The organism is Pseudomonas sp. R84 (assembly GCF_009834515.1).
Taxonomy (GTDB): domain Bacteria; phylum Pseudomonadota; class Gammaproteobacteria; order Pseudomonadales; family Pseudomonadaceae; genus Aquipseudomonas.
The window spans coordinates 5,928,584-5,947,825 of record NZ_CP019426.1 but is presented as its reverse complement, the minus strand read 5'-3'; the positions used below and the strand labels follow the sequence as shown (position 1 = coordinate 5,947,825).

General features: G+C 59.9%; 15 protein-coding genes. 10 read left to right on the top strand and 5 right to left on the bottom strand.

Annotation, left to right across the window (positions count from 1 at the left end; genetic code table 11):
* Positions 1 to 100: 100 nt before the first annotated feature.
* The 4 genes from rsmA to PspR84_RS26380 are packed head-to-tail and all read right to left on the bottom strand — an operon-like array spanning position 101 to position 6,012.
* Positions 101 to 919, bottom strand: a complete 819-nt coding sequence (gene rsmA, locus PspR84_RS26395) for a 16S rRNA (adenine(1518)-N(6)/adenine(1519)-N(6))-dimethyltransferase RsmA (protein WP_102900136.1) — start codon at positions 917 to 919, stop codon at positions 101 to 103.
* Positions 916 to 1,905 (bottom strand): 4-hydroxythreonine-4-phosphate dehydrogenase PdxA, encoded by a 990-nt coding sequence (pdxA, locus tag PspR84_RS26390; RefSeq protein WP_160059649.1) that lies wholly within the window; start codon positions 1,903 to 1,905, stop codon positions 916 to 918. The genes rsmA and pdxA overlap by 4 nt, the downstream gene beginning before the upstream one ends.
* Complete coding sequence (surA, locus tag PspR84_RS26385; RefSeq protein ID WP_174244485.1) at positions 1,902 to 3,224, bottom strand: peptidylprolyl isomerase SurA; 1,323 nt, start codon at positions 3,222 to 3,224, stop codon at positions 1,902 to 1,904. Before surA ends, pdxA begins: the two co-directional genes overlap by 4 nt.
* Positions 3,199 to 6,012 carry an LPS-assembly protein LptD gene (locus PspR84_RS26380; protein WP_160059647.1) on the bottom strand — a complete coding sequence of 938 codons (2,814 nt, stop codon included), beginning with the start codon at positions 6,010 to 6,012 and terminating at the stop codon, positions 3,199 to 3,201. The genes surA and PspR84_RS26380 overlap by 26 nt, the downstream gene beginning before the upstream one ends.
* Positions 6,013 to 6,142: 130 nt before the next feature.
* Here PspR84_RS26380 and PspR84_RS26375 point away from each other — a divergent pair, with 130 nt between their 5' ends.
* Genes PspR84_RS26375 through PspR84_RS26365 form a run of 3 tightly spaced genes read left to right on the top strand, consistent with a single transcriptional unit; the run spans position 6,143 to position 8,599 of the window.
* Positions 6,143 to 7,162, top strand: a complete 1,020-nt coding sequence (locus PspR84_RS26375) for a phosphotransferase (RefSeq protein WP_160059646.1) — start codon at positions 6,143 to 6,145, stop codon at positions 7,160 to 7,162.
* The gene (murU, locus tag PspR84_RS26370; protein ID WP_160059645.1) at positions 7,159 to 7,830 is read left to right on the top strand and encodes an N-acetylmuramate alpha-1-phosphate uridylyltransferase MurU; all 672 of its coding nucleotides are present in this window, start codon (positions 7,159 to 7,161) and stop codon (positions 7,828 to 7,830) included. Before PspR84_RS26375 ends, murU begins: the two co-directional genes overlap by 4 nt.
* A 1-nt stretch (position 7,831) precedes the next feature.
* Positions 7,832 to 8,599, top strand: a complete 768-nt coding sequence (locus tag PspR84_RS26365; RefSeq protein ID WP_160059644.1) for a TerB family tellurite resistance protein — start codon at positions 7,832 to 7,834, stop codon at positions 8,597 to 8,599.
* Between the two features lie 138 nt (positions 8,600 to 8,737).
* On the opposite strand, the gene PspR84_RS26360 is transcribed toward PspR84_RS26365, so the two are convergent.
* The gene (locus tag PspR84_RS26360; protein WP_160059643.1) at positions 8,738 to 9,721 is read right to left on the bottom strand and encodes an alpha/beta hydrolase family protein; all 984 of its coding nucleotides are present in this window, start codon (positions 9,719 to 9,721) and stop codon (positions 8,738 to 8,740) included.
* A 73-nt stretch (positions 9,722 to 9,794) separates the two neighbouring features.
* Between PspR84_RS26360 and PspR84_RS26355 the strand changes: the two genes are divergently transcribed.
* From PspR84_RS26355 to PspR84_RS26325, 7 genes are all read left to right on the top strand, one after another.
* Positions 9,795 to 12,188: a transporter substrate-binding domain-containing protein gene (locus tag PspR84_RS26355; RefSeq protein ID WP_160059642.1), complete on the top strand. Its 2,394-nt coding sequence runs from the start codon at positions 9,795 to 9,797 to the stop codon at positions 12,186 to 12,188.
* Positions 12,189 to 12,291: 103 nt separating this feature from the next.
* Complete coding sequence (locus tag PspR84_RS26350) at positions 12,292 to 12,921, top strand: response regulator transcription factor (protein WP_116028308.1); 630 nt, start codon at positions 12,292 to 12,294, stop codon at positions 12,919 to 12,921.
* Between the two features lie 318 nt (positions 12,922 to 13,239).
* A complete protein-coding gene (locus PspR84_RS26345; RefSeq protein WP_038363353.1) occupies positions 13,240 to 14,364 on the top strand; it encodes an ABC transporter ATP-binding protein in 1,125 nt (374 codons plus the stop codon).
* 48 nt (positions 14,365 to 14,412) lie between these two features.
* On the top strand, positions 14,413 to 15,456 hold the full coding sequence (locus PspR84_RS26340) for an ABC transporter substrate-binding protein (protein WP_008085222.1): 1,044 nt from the start codon (positions 14,413 to 14,415) through the stop codon (positions 15,454 to 15,456).
* A 194-nt stretch (positions 15,457 to 15,650) separates the two neighbouring features.
* On the top strand, positions 15,651 to 16,898 hold the full coding sequence (locus PspR84_RS26335; protein ID WP_160059641.1) for an ABC transporter permease: 1,248 nt from the start codon (positions 15,651 to 15,653) through the stop codon (positions 16,896 to 16,898).
* Positions 16,899 to 16,910: 12 nt separating this feature from the next.
* Positions 16,911 to 17,735 carry an ABC transporter permease gene (locus PspR84_RS26330; protein ID WP_160059640.1) on the top strand — a complete coding sequence of 275 codons (825 nt, stop codon included), beginning with the start codon at positions 16,911 to 16,913 and terminating at the stop codon, positions 17,733 to 17,735.
* A gap of 275 nt (positions 17,736 to 18,010) precedes the next feature.
* A complete protein-coding gene (locus PspR84_RS26325; protein ID WP_160059639.1) occupies positions 18,011 to 19,159 on the top strand; it encodes an iron-containing alcohol dehydrogenase in 1,149 nt (382 codons plus the stop codon).
* Positions 19,160 to 19,242: the final 83 nt, after the last annotated feature.

The following is a 19,242-nucleotide window of genomic DNA, read 5'->3' as shown; positions in this document are numbered from 1 at the left end:
AACGAAGCGGAACGCGGGGCGTAGCTGATGGGGAATCAGTCTAGGCAAGTATCGGGCAGTAAACCAGAGTGGCGTCCTGCCCGATAGCGTTCATCGTTTGTCAGTCGGCGGCGGGGGAGGCCGGGACTTGTATGGCGAGCTGGTCGGCCAGACGTACGAACGCGGCCAGATCCAGTTGCTCCGGACGCAAGCTGCCATCGACGCCGGCGGCTTCGATCTCGGCATTGCTGAGCAATTGCTTGAGGGTGTTGCGCAAGGTCTTGCGGCGTTGGTTGAACGCTTCGCGCACCACGCGCTCCAGCAGCTTGTGATCCTTGGCCGGGTGCGGCAGTACGGCGTGCGGCACCAAGCGGACGATGGCCGAGTCGACCTTCGGCGGCGGGTTGAACGCGCCGGGACCCACGTTGAACAGATGTTCTACGCGGCAGTGGTACTGAACCATGATCGACAGACGACCCCAGTCACCACCACCCGGGCCTGCAGCCAGACGCTCGACCACTTCTTTCTGCAGCATGAAGTGCATGTCGCGAATGATGCCGGCATTGTTCAGCAGGTGAAAAATCAGCGGCGTGGAGATGTTGTACGGCAGGTTGCCAACCACACGCAGGCTGTTTGGCGCAGCGTTGAGCGTGTTGAAGTCGAACTTCAGTGCATCGCCCTGATGCAGGTTGAAGTTGCTCTTGCCGGCAAACTGCTGGTTGAGGATCGGGATCAGATCCTTGTCCAGTTCCACTACGTCGAGTTGTGCGCCGGAGTTGAGCAGGCCGGCGGTCAGTGCGCCCTGGCCCGGGCCGATTTCCAGCAGGCGATCTTCGGACTTGGCGCTGATGGAGCGCAGGATGCGGTCGATGACGCCGGCATCGTGCAGGAAGTTCTGGCCAAAGCGTTTGCGCGCCTTGTGTTGGTATTGCTCGGTCATAAACGGGTCTCGGCCATCTGGTAGGCGGTTTCCAGGGCGACTTGCAGGCTGCCGGTATCGATCTTGCCGCTGCCGGCCAGATCCAGGGCGGTGCCGTGATCGACCGACGTGCGGATGATCGGCAGACCAAGGGTCACGTTGACGGCAGCGCCGAAGCCTTTGTACTTAAGCACAGGCAAACCCTGGTCGTGGTACATCGCCAGCACTGCGTCGCAGTGCTCCAGATATTTGGGGGTAAACAGAGTGTCGGCAGGCAGCGGGCCACGAAGGTCCATGCCCTCGCCGCGCAGGCGCTCTAATGTCGGTTCAATGATGTCGATTTCTTCATGGCCCAGGTGTCCGCCTTCACCGGCGTGCGGGTTGAGTCCGCAAACCAGGATGCGCGGGCGGGCGATGCCGAATTTATTTTGCAGGTCGCTGTGCAGGATCCGTGTCACGCGCTCCAGCCGTTCGGGTGTGATTGCGTCGGCAATCTCGCGCAGGGGCAGGTGAGTGGTGACCAGTGCCACGCGCAAACCGCGGGTGGCGAGCATCATCACCACTTGGGCGGTGTGGGTCAGGTCAGCGAGAAATTCCGTGTGCCCGGAAAAGGCGATGCCGGACTCGTTGATCACGCCTTTGTGCACAGGTGCGGTGATCATTCCGGCGAAATCACCCTTCAGGCAGCCATTGCCGGCGCGGGTCAAGGTCTCGAGGACGAATGCGGCGTTGGCTTTGTCCAGTTGCCCGGCAACCACGGGAGCGCTGAGTGGTGTGTCCCAGACATACAGGCTGCCTGCGGGTGCAGGAGCATCCGGCCAGATGCCAGGCGCAACATCCAGCAAAGTGACGGCCAGCCCCAACTGCGCGGCCCGCTCTTTGAGCAGGTCGCGGCTGGTGATGGCAATCAGGGGATGTGGCTGGGCTTGCGAGGCGAGCAGCAGGCACAGGTCGGGACCGATGCCGGCTGGTTCGCCGGGTGTCAGCGCGAAACGCTGGGGTTTCACTGCGCTGCCTGGTCTGCACCAGGGAGTTTGATCTCTACGTACGCTTCGTCACGGATCTGACGCAGCCAGGTTTGCAGCTCTTCGTCGTATTTGCGGTTACGCAGTACGGTCATGGCTTGCTGCTCGCGGGCTTGTTCGGTGCTGTCGGTAGCGCGGCGGCCAAGGACTTCCAGAACGTGCCAGCCGTATTGGGTCTGGAACGGCTTGGACAGCTGACCTTGTGGGGTCTTGGCCATCACTTCGCGGAATTCCGGTACCAATGCGTTCGGGTCGATCCAGTTCAGGTCGCCGCCGTTAAGCGCCGAGCCCGGGTCTTCGGAGTAGCTTTTCGCCAGAGTGGCGAAGTCTTCACCGGCGACGATGCGTTCATACAAAGATTGAACCAGCGCCTTGGTCTTCGCTTCATCACGAATCGGGCTTGGCTTCACCAGAATGTGACGAACATGCACTTCGTCGCGCATCTGCGCTTCGCCACCACGTTTTGCCAGCAGCTTGAGGATGATGAAACCACCCGGCGTGCGGGCAGGTTGCGTGATGTCGCCGACGGCCATGCTGCTCAACTCGCGGTCGAACGGCGGTGGCAGTTGCGCGGCTTTACGCCAGCCCATGTCGCCGCCTTCCAGAGCGTTGTCGCTGCCGGACTTGGCAACGGCCATCTGACCGAAGTCGGCGCCTTGCTTGAGTTGCTGGTAAACCTCCATGGCCTGACGGGCAGCACTCTGAATTGCATCAGAGTTGGCGCTTTCCGGCGTCGGGATCAGGATGTTGGCCAAATGCAGTTCTTCGGACAGTTGCATTTTGCCCAGGTCGGAGGCGAGGAAGTTCTTCACTTCCTGCTCGGAGACCTGAATGCGTTCTGCCACACGACGCTGACGTACACGGCTGATGATCATTTCGCGCTTGATCTGATCACGGGCGTCGTCATAGTTCAGACCGTCGCGAGCCAGGGCGGCACGGAATTGCTCAACCGTCATGTTGTTGCGCTGGGCAATGGTGCCGACTGCCTGGTTCAGCTCTTCGTCGGTGATGCGGATGCCGGAGCGTTCGCCGATCTGCAGTTGCAGGTTTTCGACGATCAGGCGCTCAAGCACCTGTTGATCCAGTACACCAGGAGGCGGCAAGCCGCCACCACGCTTGGCGATGGTCTGCTGCACTTCGTGGACGCGCTGGTCCAGTTGGCTCTGCATGACCACGTCGTTGTCGACAATCGCTACCACTTTATCGATGGATTGGACTGCGGCGTTAGCCGCAGTACCCAGGAACAGCGCGCCCAGCATCAGCGGGCGCAGACAATCAGAAAGCTTGGTCTTCACGTTCACGATAACCTTGAATGCCTTTGTCGAGGAAGCTCTCTACCTTGGCGCCGGTGAGGCCGCCGAGTCCCTTCAGAACAATTTGGAGGAAGATGCCATGGTCGCCTTTTTCGTTTTCCGGGGCGTTCTGACTGAACTCGTCATAGGAAACCCAGTAACGGTTGATCAGGCGCAGTTTCCAGCAGCAGTTGTCGTACTCGAAACCACCGAACGCTTCCAGGGTACGGTTACGGTTGTAGTCGTACTGCCAGCGGCTGATCGCGTTCCACTGCGGAACGATCGGCCAGATGACCGAGAAGTCATGCTGCTCGATCTTGTAGTAGTCCTTCACGTAACCAGGCTGGCCAGGAGTGCCGTAGTCACCACCACCCACCGACCACTTACCGGTGTTCTGGTCGTAGCGGACCTGGTCATTGCGATAGCGATAGCCGGCGTTGATGACCTTGTTCGGGTTGTCTTCAGGCTGGTAGTGGAACATCGCACTGCCGGAACGCGGGCTGCGGCTGTCTGGATCCCAGTTGTAGTCGGCCGTGGTACGCCAATCGCGGTTCCAGCGGTATTCGTATTCCAGTGCATAAGGCGAGACGTTGGATTTCGCGTCATCACGATCCTTGAATGCGATGCCAGGCAGTTGAACTTCACGGTCCTTGAAGTACAGAGCCTGACCAACACTGATGCGTTGGCGTTCGAAGCCATCATCTTCGATCCAGCGGCTGGTTACGCCCAGCGACAGTTTGTTCTCGTCGCCGACACGGTCGGAGCCAGAGAAGCGGTTGTCGCGGAACAGCGAGGCGTAGTTGAAGGTGTATTCGCTGGTGTCAAATACTGGAATGTCTTCTTGATCCACCTCGGGAACATAAAGGTAGAACAGGCGTGGTTCTAGGGTTTGACGATAGTTTTTGCCGAAGAACTGTGTGTTGCGGTCGAAGTACAAACCGCTGTCGATGCTGGCAATCGGTACACCACGGTTCTGGTTGCTGTCGAACTTGCCGCCGACGTAATCAGTGCCGGCTGCAGCTGCTGCGTTTTGCTGCGTGACAATCTGCGATTTACCAGTACCGTCCAGGTCCAACTGATACTGAGTGTACTGATACTTCAGCGATGGCTTCAGGAAGCCATAAGTCCAGTTCATCGGCAGGCTGACACCCGGCTTAAGGTTCAACCGATCGCCGTTCGCGCGGTCGAGTCCTTGGACATTGTTGTCGAGACGGCGATCAACAGTGCCATCTTCGTTAACAAAGTTGCCGGTTTTCAAATCACGATCAAACCGAACAAGCTCGGTCTCGTAATCGAAGTTCAAACCTTCCGGGTGGTACGGCAGCTGACCATTGAAGGTGATCTGCGGCAGGCGACCATACGGGGTGATGTTGGAAACAGTCGCCAGCTGGTACTGCTGAGCATTCAGGCGCGCGGTATAGCTGTCACCACGGTAGGTGATCGCGCCCTGCTGGTTCACGTAGTCGCTGCTTTTCACACCAATCTGATCGGTTTGCAGATCCTGGAAGTAATACGGATCGCTGATCTTGGTGTAATCAACCTCGGTGAACACGCGAGAGTCGAGACCGCCCTTGTGCTGCCAGTTATACATGTAGCGGGTTTTATCGTAGTCGGTTTGGCCTTTGCGATCATCGTCCTCGTCATTGAGGTACGCCGCACCAAACTGACCTTCACTCGACTTGGTCAGGTAACGGAACTCACCCTCCACCAACATGCCACGCTTGCTCATGTAACGCGGGTACAACGTGGCGTCGTAGTTCGGTGCCAGGTTGAAGTAGTACGGTGTAACCAGCATGAAGCCGGTGTCGCTGCCGCTGCCAATGGTCGGCGGCAGGAAACCCGACTGACGACGGTCGTCGATCGGGAAGTAGATGTACGGCGTGTACAGAATCGGAATGTCTTTTACGCGCAGCGTCACGTTGGTCGCGGTACCGAAACCGGTGGCCGGGTTCAAGGTGATGTTGTTGCCCTTGAGCTGCCAGGCGTTGCTGTTCGGTTCGCACGTGGTGTACGTGCCGTCCTTCAGACGGATGATCGCGTTCTCGGCACGCTTGGCGTACAGAGCGTTGCCGCGGATACGCGATTTGTGCATCACGTATTCGGCGTTGTCGACTTTGGCTTCACCGGTGTCGAGCTGCACGTCGGCATGGTCGCCAACGATCAGCGCGCCGTTGTCGCGGATACGCACATCGCCATTGAGTTCGGCGCGGCTCTCGGCCTGATACAGGCTGGCCTCGTCGGACTCGACCTGCATGCTGCCCTGACGCAGGACGACATCGCCGGCCAGCGTACCGACTTGGTCATCGGTGTTATAGCGCGAGGCTTTTGCGCCGATAAAGGTCGGAGCATCGCTTTTATTCGTCTTGTCATTCATGCCAGGACGAATCGGTTCGATATAGGCACCAGAGCAGTAAGGTCCGGTCTCGGCCAATTGGGCGGCGGTGAGCTTCTCGCGCGGAACCCAGTCGAGGTGACTGAAGTCTTCGCTACGGGATTTCAGACCGCGGCCCTTGGCTTCGGTGACCAGCGCCGTTTTAGGCGCTGTGTCGGCAGCCGAACCGTTCTCGGTCGCCGCTTCGCCGGTAGCGCTGACGGCACTGCCGTCATGCACCGGGCGCGGCGGCAACGCAGCAGCGGTTGATTTGGGCGCACAGGCCCAACCACCCGAAGCCGAGACGGAGCAGTCATACTGCTCGGCGGCAACAACGAATTGACTGGCCAGAGGTTGCATAGCCAGCAGACTGCCGGTTACCAACAACGGAAATTTTTTACGAAACGCGGGGGATTTCAATGCCATCTTATTAGTCCGGGCTTCCTGCGTGCCATCTGCCCGCGGTGTGGGCCGCACGCCTCTCGATGGTCTGAAAAAGATGCTGGATAATAAAGCATGACCCGCTTGACGGCTAGCGCCGTCGGAGACCCTTGCAATGCCTGACCAAGATGTACGCTTGCAACACCTGAAAGTTTGGCTCGATGAGCAGTTGGCAATCCTGTTTGCAGATCAGGGCTGGGGCTCCGTGCCCCCGGCCACGTTGACTGCGGCCAGCAGCGACGCGAGTTTCCGCCGTTACTTCCGCTGGGAAGGCGAGGGGCGCAGCTTCGTCGTGATGGACGCGCCGCCACCCCAGGAAAACTGCAAACCGTTCGTGGATATCGCTTTTTTGCTGGCGAAATCCGGAATAAATGTGCCGAAAATTTATGCCGAGGACCTCGAGCGCGGATTTCTTTTGCTCAATGACCTGGGCAACAAGACCTATCTCGACGTGATCGACGGCGAAAATGCCGACGCATTATTCAGTGATGCCCTGCAAGCGCTTTTGGCTTTTCAGCAATTGCCGATGGTCGCGCCGTTGCCAAGTTACGACGTTGCCTTGCTGCGTCGGGAGCTGGAACTGTTCCCTGAGTGGTACGTCAAGCATGAGCTCGGCGTCGAATTCGATTCGACCCAGCAACAACAATGGCAACAGGTCAGCGATCTGCTGATCGACAGCGCACTCGCGCAGCCCAAAGTACTGGTGCACCGCGACTACATGCCACGCAACCTGATGCTCAGCGAGCCGAACCCCGGCGTACTGGATTTCCAGGATGCGGTCTACGGCCCGGTGACCTACGACGTGACTTGCCTGTTCAAGGATGCCTTCCTCAGTTGGCCTGAAGAGCGTGTGCGCGGCTGGCTGCAAAGCTACTGGCAACAAGCCTCGGCGCTGAACATCCCGGTGCAGCCGGACTTCGAAGACTTCCTGCGTGCCAGCGACCTGATGGGCGTGCAACGCCACCTGAAAGTCATCGGCATCTTCGCGCGTATTTGTCATCGTGATGGCAAACCGCGTTATCTGGCCGACGTACCGCGTTTCTTCTCTTATATAGAGGCGGTGATTGCGCGTCGTCCTGAATTGGCGGAGCTGCAAGCGCTGTTCACCAGCCTGCGGGGTGGAGCATCAGCATGAAGGCAATGATTCTGGCTGCAGGCAAAGGCGAGCGTATGCGCCCGCTGACCCTGACCACGCCGAAACCACTGGTGCGTGCCGGCGGTGTTCCCCTGATCGAATATCACCTGCGCGCGCTCGCGGCTGCTGGGTTCAACGAGATTGTGATCAATCACGCCTGGCTCGGTCAGCAGATCGAAGATTACCTGGGCGACGGTTCGCAATTTGGCGTGAGCATTCAGTATTCGCCGGAAGGCGAGCCGCTGGAAACCGGCGGCGGGATTTTCCGTGCACTGCCGTTGCTCGGCGATGACGCCTTCCTGGTGGTGAACGGTGATATCTGGACCGATTACGACTTCAGCGTGTTGCATCAGCCGATCAACGGACTCGCACATCTGGTGCTGGCGGACAATCCGGCGCATCACCCGACTGGCGACTTTTCCCTGGTCGATGGTCGGGTAATCGATGGCCAAGCCGACGCCGCGACCCGGACTTACAGCGGCATCGCCGTACTCCATCCGCAGCTGTTCGACGGCTGTGCGGACGGCGCTTTCAAACTGGCGCCGTTGTTGCGCAAAGCCATGGCGAAAGGCGAAGTCACCGGCGAACGCCTGAAAGGTCACTGGGTGGATGTCGGCACGCACGAGCGTCTGGCCGAAGCTGAAGCATTGATAGAAGCGAGTCGCTGACATGTTGTGGCCAGGGACTCTGATTGGAGCCGGAGCGGGTTTTGCAATTGCCAGCATTCCGGGGGCCATGCTTGGGGCATTGTTGGGGCAAGCGCTGGATCGGCGCTTGCACTTGCAGAGCTGGGGACACTTGCGGGAAAAGCTCGGCGGTCGGCCGATGCTGCGCAACGACGAACTGTTGTTTGTGTTGCTCGGGCGTCTGGCCAAGAGTGACGGTCGGGTCACGGACGGGCATATCCAGCAGGCGCGCAATGAAATGCGTGCGCTGGAAATGAGCGAGCCGGCGACGCGTCGGGCGATTGCTGCGTTCAACCGTGGCAAGTCGGAAAATGACAATCTGCGCGGCTATTTGCGGCGCCTGAGCGGACAACCCCACGCGGCCGAAGGTGTGTTGCGGGCGTGTTGGCGGATGGTCTGGGCCGATGGTCGCGCGGGCGTCAGCGAGCGTGAATTGTTGGCGCAGTGGGGCAAATGGCTGGGCTGGACGACGCATCAGGTTCAGGCGCTGGCCAATGATTACGAGCCGGGCAAACGACCGATCGTCAGCGCTGCGGTAAGTTATCAGGAGGCGATGCGTTTATTGGGCGTGTCGGCGTCCAGCGAGCCGGCGCAGATCAAGCGAGCCTATCGGCGTCTGCTCAGTCGTCATCATCCGGACAAGATTGCCGGGACGGGGGCGACCCCAGCGCAGGTGCGTGAAGCGACCGATAAAACCCGCGAGCTGCACAATGCCTACACGTTGATTCGTGAGCGGCGGGATTTTCGCTAACCGTTAAAGCTGTGTTGCCTGTGATGGCTCCTTCGCGAGCAAGCTCGCTCCCACATTCGATCGCATTCCAACTCAGGGAACTCGATCAAGTGTGGGAGCGAGCTTGCTCGCGAATGAAGGCGACTCGGTCTTATTCGGTCAGTCTGTGTTCTGTGGACTCAGCCAGCCACGCACTCGGCGGAACAACTGTTCCTGTTCGGCCTTGTTATCCGGCAGCGCCTTGAGCGCGACCTGGCTGAACGCCGAGGTCTTCAAGCGCTTGCTCGCCTGCATACGCTCCAGCGCCGCATTGCGCTCCAGCGGCTTGTCCATGTAGAAAATATCCACCGTCGGCAATTTCAGCGTCGGCGTCAGCTCTACCAGCACCGGTTTGGCTTTGGTTGGTGTCTGCACATCAACCATGATGAACTTTTCGACCTGCGAAGTTTGTTTTTCGCTCAAGTAGCGCGCGGCCCAATAGGCACCGGTGCCGTGCCCGAGCACGACAATGCTGCGCGCACTCTGCTGTTCGGCATAGGCAATCGCGGCGTCGATGCGCGCGAAGATGCGTTCGGCGTCAGCCTTGGATTGCTCTTCTGTGGTTTCGGCGACCACTTGATCCGCCACTTCGGCTTCACCGCCAGCGGCTTGTTCAATTGGCTGCGCGGTGGTGGAGTCCTTGCTACCCGACTCCGGTGCTTTCGGCGCAACCGGCGCTTCAACCACGCGCGGTGCGATGGCGTCGCTTTGCAGGTCGGGCAGAGTGATACTCAGGCTGCTCCATTTTGCATCCGGCAGTTTGCGCCGCAACGGGCCGATTGCCTGCGGCCAGTCGGCGGTTTCGCCGGCGCCAGGGATGATGATCACCGCGCCTTTGGGCTCGGCGGTGTTGGCCGGTTTCCACAGGGCGAGAAAGGTGTCGCTGCCAGCCTGCAACTGTTGTTGTTCTTGCGCCGGGACTTTACGTTCCAGTGCGGCGGCCTCTTCCTGACTACGCTCAAGCAGTGGCTGGCGTTCGGCCGGTTTTTCTTCTGCCGGTTTTTCCGCCGCAGGGGCAGGGTCGGCGGCGTTGACGGAAAACGCACAAGGCAGGATCAGCGACAGGCACAATGCTGGCATTGCCAGGCGGTAGACAGAGGGCATCGGTTATTCCAGGCCAGAAAGTATCCCGGCAGCCTAATGGGTTGGTCAGAATTTGTCAGTGTATGAGACTTCAATGAAGCGATTTTGCTGCCTGTGGGTTATCGGCTGTTTGTGCTTTCCCTTGATGGGCTGGGCGGCGCCTGCGCCCCCGGCCCACGTTGCGCAATTGTCGGCGGGCCAGCAGCAGTGGCTGGCACAGCACAATGAATTGCGCGTCGGTCTGGTGTTGCAAGCCCCTTATGCGCAATATGACCGGCGCTTGCAGCGACTGTCCGGGGCCAACGTCGAACTGATGAAGCTGTTGGCCAAGGCGCTCAATGTCGAACTGAGCTGGCGCAATTTTCAGGATCTCGCGCAACTGGAAACCGCCGTGCGCGAGGGCGAGATCGATATCGCTCCGGGCCTGAGCCAAACTCCGAGTGCCCTGCGTCTGTGGCAATTTTCCGATCCCTATATGCGCGTGCCGCAATTGGTGGTCAGCGATCAGAAGTCCAGTGGCGTAGTCGATCTGGAGAAACTCGATAGCCACGTCCGTGTCGCTGTGCGCATGCCCAGTACCACCGCCGACTATCTGCGCGGCAACTATCCGCATCTGAACCTGCAAGGCGTGCCGCTAGAGCGTCAGGCCTTGCAGTTGCTGTTGAGTCAGCAGGCCGCCTACGCCGTGGTCGATGAGGCGCAACTCGGACGCTTGTCGGTAGAGCCGGAGTTCTCGGACCTGTTGGTAGTTGGCGATATAGGCCTGCCGCAACTGCTGCGAATCGGCTCGCGACGCGATTGGCCAGAGTTGGCCGGCATCGTGCAAAGTGCGCTGCGCGCGATCCCGGCCAAGGATCTCGAGCAACTGCACAATCAATGGCTGCAACCGAAATATCCACGACTGTCGGAGTCGCCGGGGTTCTGGCAGAACCTCAGCCTGTTGTTCGCGGTGATGCTGCTCAGTTGTGTCGCGATCGTGTTCTGGCAGCGCCGCCAACAGCACAGCCTCGAACAGCGACTGCTGGCCGCCCGGGAAGATATTGCCTTGCGCGCGGCCAGTGAAGAGGCGCTGCGGTTGACGCAGTTCTCCATCGATCAAAGCACCGTCGGCATACTCTGGGTCAACTGGGACAGCCATGTGCGCTACGCCAATCGCGCGGCGGAAGTCATGCTCGGTTATCCCTCAGGCGGATTGATCGAGCGACCGCTGATCGACTTCGAGCCGGGACTGCACATGGATCGCTGGCTCAACCTGTGGAAGCGCGCGCGGGCCAGCGAAGAAGGGCCGCTGAGTTTCGAAACCAGTTGCGTGCGCGCCGACGGCAGTGTTTTGCCTGCGGACGTGTCGCTGAGTTTCCTGCGTTTTCGCGACAGTGAATATCTGGTGGTGTACCTCACCGACGTCACCGACCGCCGTCGCGCTTTGGCGGCTTTGCAGGAAAGCGAGGCGCGTCTGCAAGGTATCGCCGCCAACGTGCCGGGGCTGGTGTTCCGTCTGGAGCGGGCGCCAGTGACTGGGCAGATCGACTTTGCCTACATCAGTGAGGGCAGTGAAAGTCTGGTCGGCTACGCACCGGCCGTTATCGCTCATCGCAACATGGGCCTGCGCAGTCTGGTGCATCCGGATGACAAAGCCAGTTACCACCGCACTCAGGATCAGGCGCTGGACACCGACAGCGACTGGTCATGGCAGGGCCGAATCCTCACGCGTCAGGGCGAGCAGCGCTGGGCCGAGATCAAGGCGATCACCCGGCAACTGGAGGATGGCGCCTACGTGTGGGACGGCATCGTCTGGGACATCACCGAGAGCAAGCGTATCGAACTGGAGCTGGCGGCATCGCGCGAGCAACTGCGCGAACTGTCGGCGCACCTTGAGAGCGTGCGCGAAGAAGAGAAGGCGCGCATTGCTCGTGAGGTTCACGATGAACTGGGGCAGATGTTGACGGTGCTGAAACTGGAAACATCGATGTGCGAACTGGCCTACGCGCAACTTGATCCCGGTCTGAACGAACGGCTGAACAGTATGAAACGCCTGATCGCTCAGTTGTTTCAGCTGGTTCGCGATGTGGCGACGGCGCTGCGACCGCCAATTCTCGATGCCGGGATTGCCTCGGCGATCGAATGGCAGGCACGGCGATTTGAAGCGCGTACGCAGATTCCGTGTCTGGTGCAGGTGCCGGACAATCTGCCGGCGCTGAGCGATGCCAAGGCGATAGGGTTGTTTCGGATTTTGCAGGAGGCGCTGACCAATGTGATGCGTCATGCCCAGGCGCATACTGTGGAACTGACGCTGGTGCTGGAAGGCGACGAGTTATGTCTGACTGTCAGTGATGATGGCGTAGGATTTGTCGCCGCTGCCGGTCGGCCGACTTCGTTTGGGCTGGTGGGCATGCGTGAGCGGGTGCTGATCATGGGCGGGCGGCTGGTGCTGGAGAGTGAACCGGGGGAGGGCACCAGTCTTAAAGTGTGGGTGCCGCTGGATCGCTAAAAGATCGCAGCCTTCGGCAGTTCCTACAGGGGAATGCGTTCAATGTAGGAGCTGCCGCAGGCTGCGATCTTTTAGCGTCAATCCAAATATCGAGGAGAGGCAAGTGATCCGTGTACTGGTAGCTGAAGACCACACCATCGTCCGTGAAGGCATCAAACAATTGATCGGCCTGGCCAAGGATCTGCAAGTGGTGGGCGAGGCGAGCAATGGCGAGCAACTGCTCGAAACCCTGCGCAGCGTACCGTGCGAGGTGGTGCTGCTCGATATCTCTATGCCCGGCGTCAACGGACTTGAAGCGATCCCGCGGATTCGCGCGTTGAACAATCCGCCGGCGATTCTGGTGCTGTCGATGCACGACGAAGCGCAGATGGCTGCGCGAGCATTAAAAGTCGGCGCGGCCGGGTATGCGACCAAGGACAGTGATCCGGCGCTGTTGCTCACCGCCATTCGCAAAGTCGCGGCGGGTGGGCGCTATATCGATCCGGATCTGGCCGATCGTATGGTCTTCGAAGTCGGCCTGACCGATGCGCGGCCGCTGCACTCGCTGCTGTCCGAACGCGAATTCTCGGTGTTCGAGCGCCTGGCTCAAGGCGCCAACGTCAACGACATCGCCCAGCAACTGGCGCTGAGCAGCAAAACCATCAGCACCCACAAGGCGCGGCTGATGCAGAAGCTCAACATCACCTCGCTGGCCGAACTGGTCAAATACGCGATGGAACACAAACTCCTCTAAACCCGCCCCCTGTAGGAGTTTCCGAAGGCTGCGATCTTTTGATCCTGCTGTTTATAAAGTCAAAAGATCGCAGCCTTCGGCAGCTCCTACAGTAGACCGTGTGGGCATATCTGTGAGCGACAGGGGCTTTTGCTTGTTCTTGCGGCTTGCAGCTCGGCGTCGCAGTTGCCGTATCCATTAGCGCCATCCTTGTAGGGCAATCCCTACCCCCAACCTTCCATCCGGCTGAGGCGATTCTCTCCTGCGCCCCGATTTGCGTGCCTGTCAGCAACCACTAGGCTTAATCCACAAGCAGTCATCAACAACAAAGGTGTGGGTATGAGCCAGGTCGATACAAACGCAGGGGCCAGTGATGTGCTGGTCAGCTTTCGTGGAGTGCAAAAGAGCTACGACGGCGAGAACCTGATCGTCAAAGACCTCAACCTGGACATCCGCAAAGGCGAATTCCTCACCCTGCTCGGGCCGTCCGGTTCCGGCAAGACCACCAGCCTGATGATGCTCGCCGGTTTCGAAACACCGACCGCCGGCGAGATTTTGCTGGCCGGGCGCTCGATCAACAATGTGCCGCCGCACAAGCGCGACATCGGCATGGTGTTCCAGAACTACGCACTGTTTCCGCACATGACCGTGGCGGAAAACCTGGCGTTCCCGCTGACCGTGCGTGGCCTGAACAAAAGCGATGTGAGTGACCGGGTGAAGAAAGTCCTCAGCATGGTTCAGCTCGATGCGTTCGCTTCGCGCTATCCGGCGCAACTGTCCGGCGGTCAACAGCAACGCGTGGCCTTGGCCCGTGCGCTGGTGTTCGAACCGCAACTGGTGCTGATGGATGAACCGCTCGGCGCCCTCGACAAACAACTGCGTGAACACATGCAGATGGAAATCAAACACCTGCACCAGCGCCTCGGCGTGACCGTGGTCTACGTGACCCACGATCAGGGTGAAGCGCTGACCATGTCCGACCGCGTCGCGGTGTTCCATCAAGGCGAAATCCAGCAGATCGCCCCACCGCGAACCCTTTATGAAGAACCGAAAAACACCTTTGTCGCCAACTTCATCGGCGAGAACAACCGCCTCAACGGTCGCCTGCTCAGCCAGAGCGGCGAGCGTTGCGTGGTCGAGTTGGGTCGTGGCGAAAAGGTCGAGGCGCTGGCGGTTAATGTCGGCCAGACCGGCGAACCGGTGACTTTGTCGATCCGTCCGGAGCGCGTCAGCCTCAACGGTTCGAGCGATCAATGCGTTAACCGCTTCTCAGGGAGGGTGGCGGAATTCATCTATCTGGGCGACCACGTCCGGGTGCGCCTGGAAGTCTGCGGCAAGACCGACTTCTTCGTGAAACAGCCGATTGCCGAGCTCGATCCTGCGCTCGCCGTCGGTGACGTGGTTCCGCTTGGCTGGCAGGTCGAGCACGTACGCGCGCTCGATCCTCTTCTAGAGGCGAACTGATCGCCCCGGCAATACCAACACCAACCCTGCACGTGGAGAGAACAATAAATGTTGAGATCCCTGAAGTTCACCGCCCTGACCCTGGGCCTGATGGGTGCGGCAAGCGCAATGGCCGCTGGCCCGGATTTGACCGTGGTGTCGTTTGGCGGGGCGAACAAGGCGGCGCAAGTCAAAGCCTTCTATGCACCGTGGGAAGCGGCGGGCAACGGCAAGATCGTCGCCGGCGAATACAACGGCGAAATGGCCAAGGTCAAAGCCATGGTCGACACCAAGAGCGTGTCGTGGGATCTGGTCGAAGTTGAATCGCCAGAGCTGTCCCGTGGTTGCGACGAAGACATGTTCGAACAGCTCGACCCGGCACTGTTCGGCAAGACTGAAGATTACGTCAAAGGCGCAATTCAGCCGTGCGGCGTGGGCTTCTTCGTTTGGTCGACCGTACTCGCTTACAACGCCGACAAGCTGAAAACCGCACCGACCAGTTGGGCGGATTTCTGGGACACCAAGAAATTCCCGGGCAAACGTGGCCTGCGTAAAGGTGCCAAGTACACCCTCGAATTCGCTCTGATGGCCGATGGTGTGGCGCCGAAAGACGTCTACAAAGAGCTGGCGAGCAAGGGTGGCCAGGATCGCGCTTTCAAGAAACTTGATGAGCTGAAGCCGAGCATCCAGTGGTGGGAAGCCGGCGCGCAACCGCCGCAATACCTCGCTTCCGGTGACGTGGTGATGAGCTCGGCCTACAACGGTCGCATCGCTGCCGTGCAGAAAGAATCCAACCTGAAAGTGGTGTGGAACGGCGGTATCTACGACTTCGACGCCTGGGCCATCCCGAAAGGTCTGGACGCCAAGCGTGCGGAAGCGGCGAAAAAATTCATCGCTTACTCGGTGCAGCCGCAACAGCAGAAGACCTACTCGGAAAACATCGCCTACGGCCCGGCCAACACCCAGGCCGTACCGCTGCTGGCCAAGGATGTCCTGAAAGACATGCCGACCACCCCGGAAAACATCGCCAACCAGGTGCAGATCGACGTCAGCTTCTGGGCTGACAACGGCGAGCAACTGGAGCAGCGCTTCAACTCCTGGGCGGCGAAATAAGCAGAACCTGGTGAGGGTGGGCTTGCCCACCCCTGTGGGAGCGAGCCTGCTCGCGAAAGCGATAGATCAGCCAGCATGGATGTTGAATGTGCTGGCTTCTTCGCGAGCAGGCTCGCTCCCACAGGTAGCTGTGTTTCAACACAACAGCGGTGGTTCGCCACCTCTGTAACGATCAAAGATTTGCGGAGTACGTCATGGCCATCGCCGTTCCTCTGACCGAGGGCAACAGCCCCACCTTGAAGCAGAAGCTCAAGCGCGCCGAGCGGGTCAACCGCTGGAAGGCTCAAGCGCTGATTGCGCCGCTGGTGCTGTTTCTGTTGCTGGTGTTTCTGGTGCCGATCGTGGCGCTGCTCTACAAAAGCGTCGGCAACCCCGAAGTGGTCGGCGGCATGCCGCGCACCGTGGCGGCCATCGCCAGTTGGGACGGCCGTGGCCTGCCCGCTGAACCGGTCTACAAAGCTGCCGGCGAAGACCTCGCCGAAGCGCGCAAAAACCAGACGCTGGGCGATCTGTCCAAGCGCTTGAACATGGAGTTGGCCGGCTATCGCAGCCTGTTGACCAAAACCGCCCGGGCGCTGCCGTTCGCCAGCGAACCGGCCTCTTATAAAGAAGCCCTCGAAGCACTCGACGAACGCTGGGGCGACCCGGCCTACTGGCAGGCGGTGAAACGCAACACCAGCAGCATCACGCCTTATTACCTGCTGGCGTCCGTCGACCACCGCATCGACGATCTTGGCGAAATCGCCCCGGCCACCCCGGACCAGGCGATCTACCTCGACATCTTCGCCCGCACCTTCTGGATGGGCCTGGTCATCACCGTGATCTGCCTGCTGCTGGCTTATCCACTGGCTTATTTGTTGGCAAACCTGCCATCGCGGCAAAGCAACCTGCTGATGATTCTGGTGCTGCTGCCGTTCTGGACCTCGATCCTGGTGCGCGTCGCCGCGTGGATCGTGCTGCTGCAATCGGGCGGCCTGATCAACAGCGGTCTGATGGCCATGGGCATTATCGATAAACCGCTGGAACTGGTGTTCAACCGCACCGGTGTGTACATCTCGATGGTGCACATCCTGCTGCCGTTCATGATTCTGCCGATCTACAGCGTGATGAAAGGCATCTCGCCGACCTACATGCGCGCCGCAATTTCCCTCGGCTGCCACCCGTTCGCCAGTTTCTGGCGGGTGTACTTCCCGCAGACCTATGCCGGTGTCGGCGCTGGCTGCCTGTTGGTGTTCATACTCGCGATTGGCTACTACATCACCCCGGCGCTGCTCGGCAGCCCGAACGATCAAATGGTCAGCTACTTCGTCGCCTTCTACACCAACACCAGCATCAACTGGGGCATGGCCACCGCACTGGGCGGGTTGTTGCTGCTGGCGACCGTGGTGCTTTATCTGATTTACAGCTGGCTGGTGGGCGCCAGTCGCCTGCGCCTGAGCTAAGGGGAGTTCGAGATGCTGAGTCCTTACATGTCGCCCATTGAACGGGCGTGGTTCTACAGCCTGCGGATTCTCTGCGGCCTGATTCTGTTGTTCCTGATTCTGCCGGTGCTGGTGATCATTCCGCTGTCGTTCAACTCGGGAAGCTTTCTGGTGTATCCGCTGCAGGGCTTTTCGCTGCAGTGGTATCACGACTTCTTCGCTTCAGCTGAATGGATGCGCGCACTGAAGAACAGCATCATCGTCGCCCCGGCGGCGACGGTACTGGCGATGGTCTTTGGCACGCTGGCGGCGATTGGCCTGACTCGCGGTGACTTTCCCGGTAAGTCTTTGGTGATGGCGCTGGTGATTTCGCCGATGGTGGTGCCGGTGGTGATCATTGGTGTGGCGAGTTATCTGTTCTTCGCCCCGTTGGGGCTGGGCAACAGTTTCTTCTCGCTGATCGTCGTGCATGCGGTGCTGGGTGTGCCGTTTGTGATCATCACGGTGTCGGCGACGTTGCAGGGGTTTAATCACAATCTGGTGCGTGCGGCGGCGAGTCTGGGGGCATCGCCGCTGACCGCGTTCCGCCGGGTGACCTTGCCGCTGATTGCGCCGGGGGTGATTTCCGGGGCGCTGTTTGCGTTTGCGACTTCGTTTGATGAGGTGGTGGTGACGTTGTTTCTGGCAGGGCCCGAGCAGGCGACGTTGCCTCGGCAAATGTTTAGCGGGATTCGTGAGAACCTCAGCCCGACGATTGCCGCTGCCGCTACTTTGCTGATTGCCTTCTCCGTCATCCTGTTGCTGACGCTGGAATGGCTACGTGGTCGCAGCGAAAAACTGCGGACTGCTCAGGTTTAAGGGCCAGATCAAAAGCTTACCCCCTCACCCCAGCCCTCTCCCCCAAAGGGGCGAGGGGGAAGGGAGCAGATCTTCATGGTTATCAAAACCTTAGTTCGACTCGGTATTTCAGGTCGGTGTACTTCGAAAGTACAGCGCGGTCAGTCCCCTCTCCCTCCGGGAGAGGGGCTCTTGCTCTTGCCCTCGATGGGGCATTCACCACCTGAATAGCAGACAACCCCAAATCCCCAGCTAATCTTGTGCCCAGCTCCCACATCTATAAGAGGCTGCGCACTATGAGTCTGTCCCAGTTCAAAATCGCTCACAAACTGATCACCGGCGCCGCCGCCATCGAACAACTGGCCGCCGAACTCACACGCCTCGACATCGACAACCCCCTGATCGTCACCGACGCCGCGCTGGTCAAATCCGGCACTGTCGAGCTGGCGCTGTGCCAATTGGGCGGACGCGACTACGAGATTTTCGACCGCGTGCTGCCCGACCCGGAAATCGCCATCGTCGAAGACTGCATGCGCGTTTACCGCGAGGGCGGGCATGACGGCTTGATCGGCCTCGGTGGCGGCAGTGCCATCGACATCGCCAAGAGTGTTGCCGCCTACGCGGGCTACCACGGCGCGCTGGAAGATCTGTTCGGCGTCGATCAAGTGCCGCGCAAGGGCCCGCCGCTGATCGCCATCCCGACCACCGCCGGCACCGGTTCAGAAGTCACTAACGTCGCAATCCTTTCGGACAAAGTCGCGCAGCTAAAGAAAGGCATCGTCAGCGACTATCTATTACCGGACGTGGCGTTGGTCAGCCCGCAGATGACCCTGACCTGCCCACGCAGCGTCACCGCCGCCAGTGGCGTCGACGCACTGGTGCACGCCATCGAATCCTACCTGTCGGTGAATGCCTCGCCGATCACCGACTCGCTGGCCATCGGTGCCATCAAGCTGATTGCCAGGTCCCTGCCCAAGGCTTATGCCAACGGCGGCAACCTGCAAGCCCGCGAAGACATGGCCACCGCCAGCCTGATGGCCGGCATGGCATTCGGTAATGCCGGGGTCGGCGCGGTGCATGCGTTGGCGTATCCGCTGGGCGGGCGTTTCAATATTGCCCATGGCGTCAGCAATGCCTTGCTGCTGCCGTATGTCATGACCTGGAACAAGATGGCCTGCGTCGAACGCATGCAGGATATTGCCGAAGCCATGGGGGTGAAGACCGCTCATCTGAGCGCAGCCGAAGCGGCGGACAAAGCCGTGCAGGCGATGACCGATTTATGCGCGGCCGTGGAAATCCCGGCCGGCCTGCGCAGTTTCGGTGTCCCGGAAGAGGCGATCCCGGCGATGGCCGTGGAAGCCGCGGGCATTGAGCGGCTGATGCGCAACAACCCGCGCAAACTCAGCGCTGTCGACATCGAGAAGATCTACCGCGCGGCGTATTGAGTCAGCGCCGCTCATCCGTCATGGCACAACCCAATCATCGCGGTCACGGTGCGCGCTTGGAAACTTGAGGTATACAATGCGCG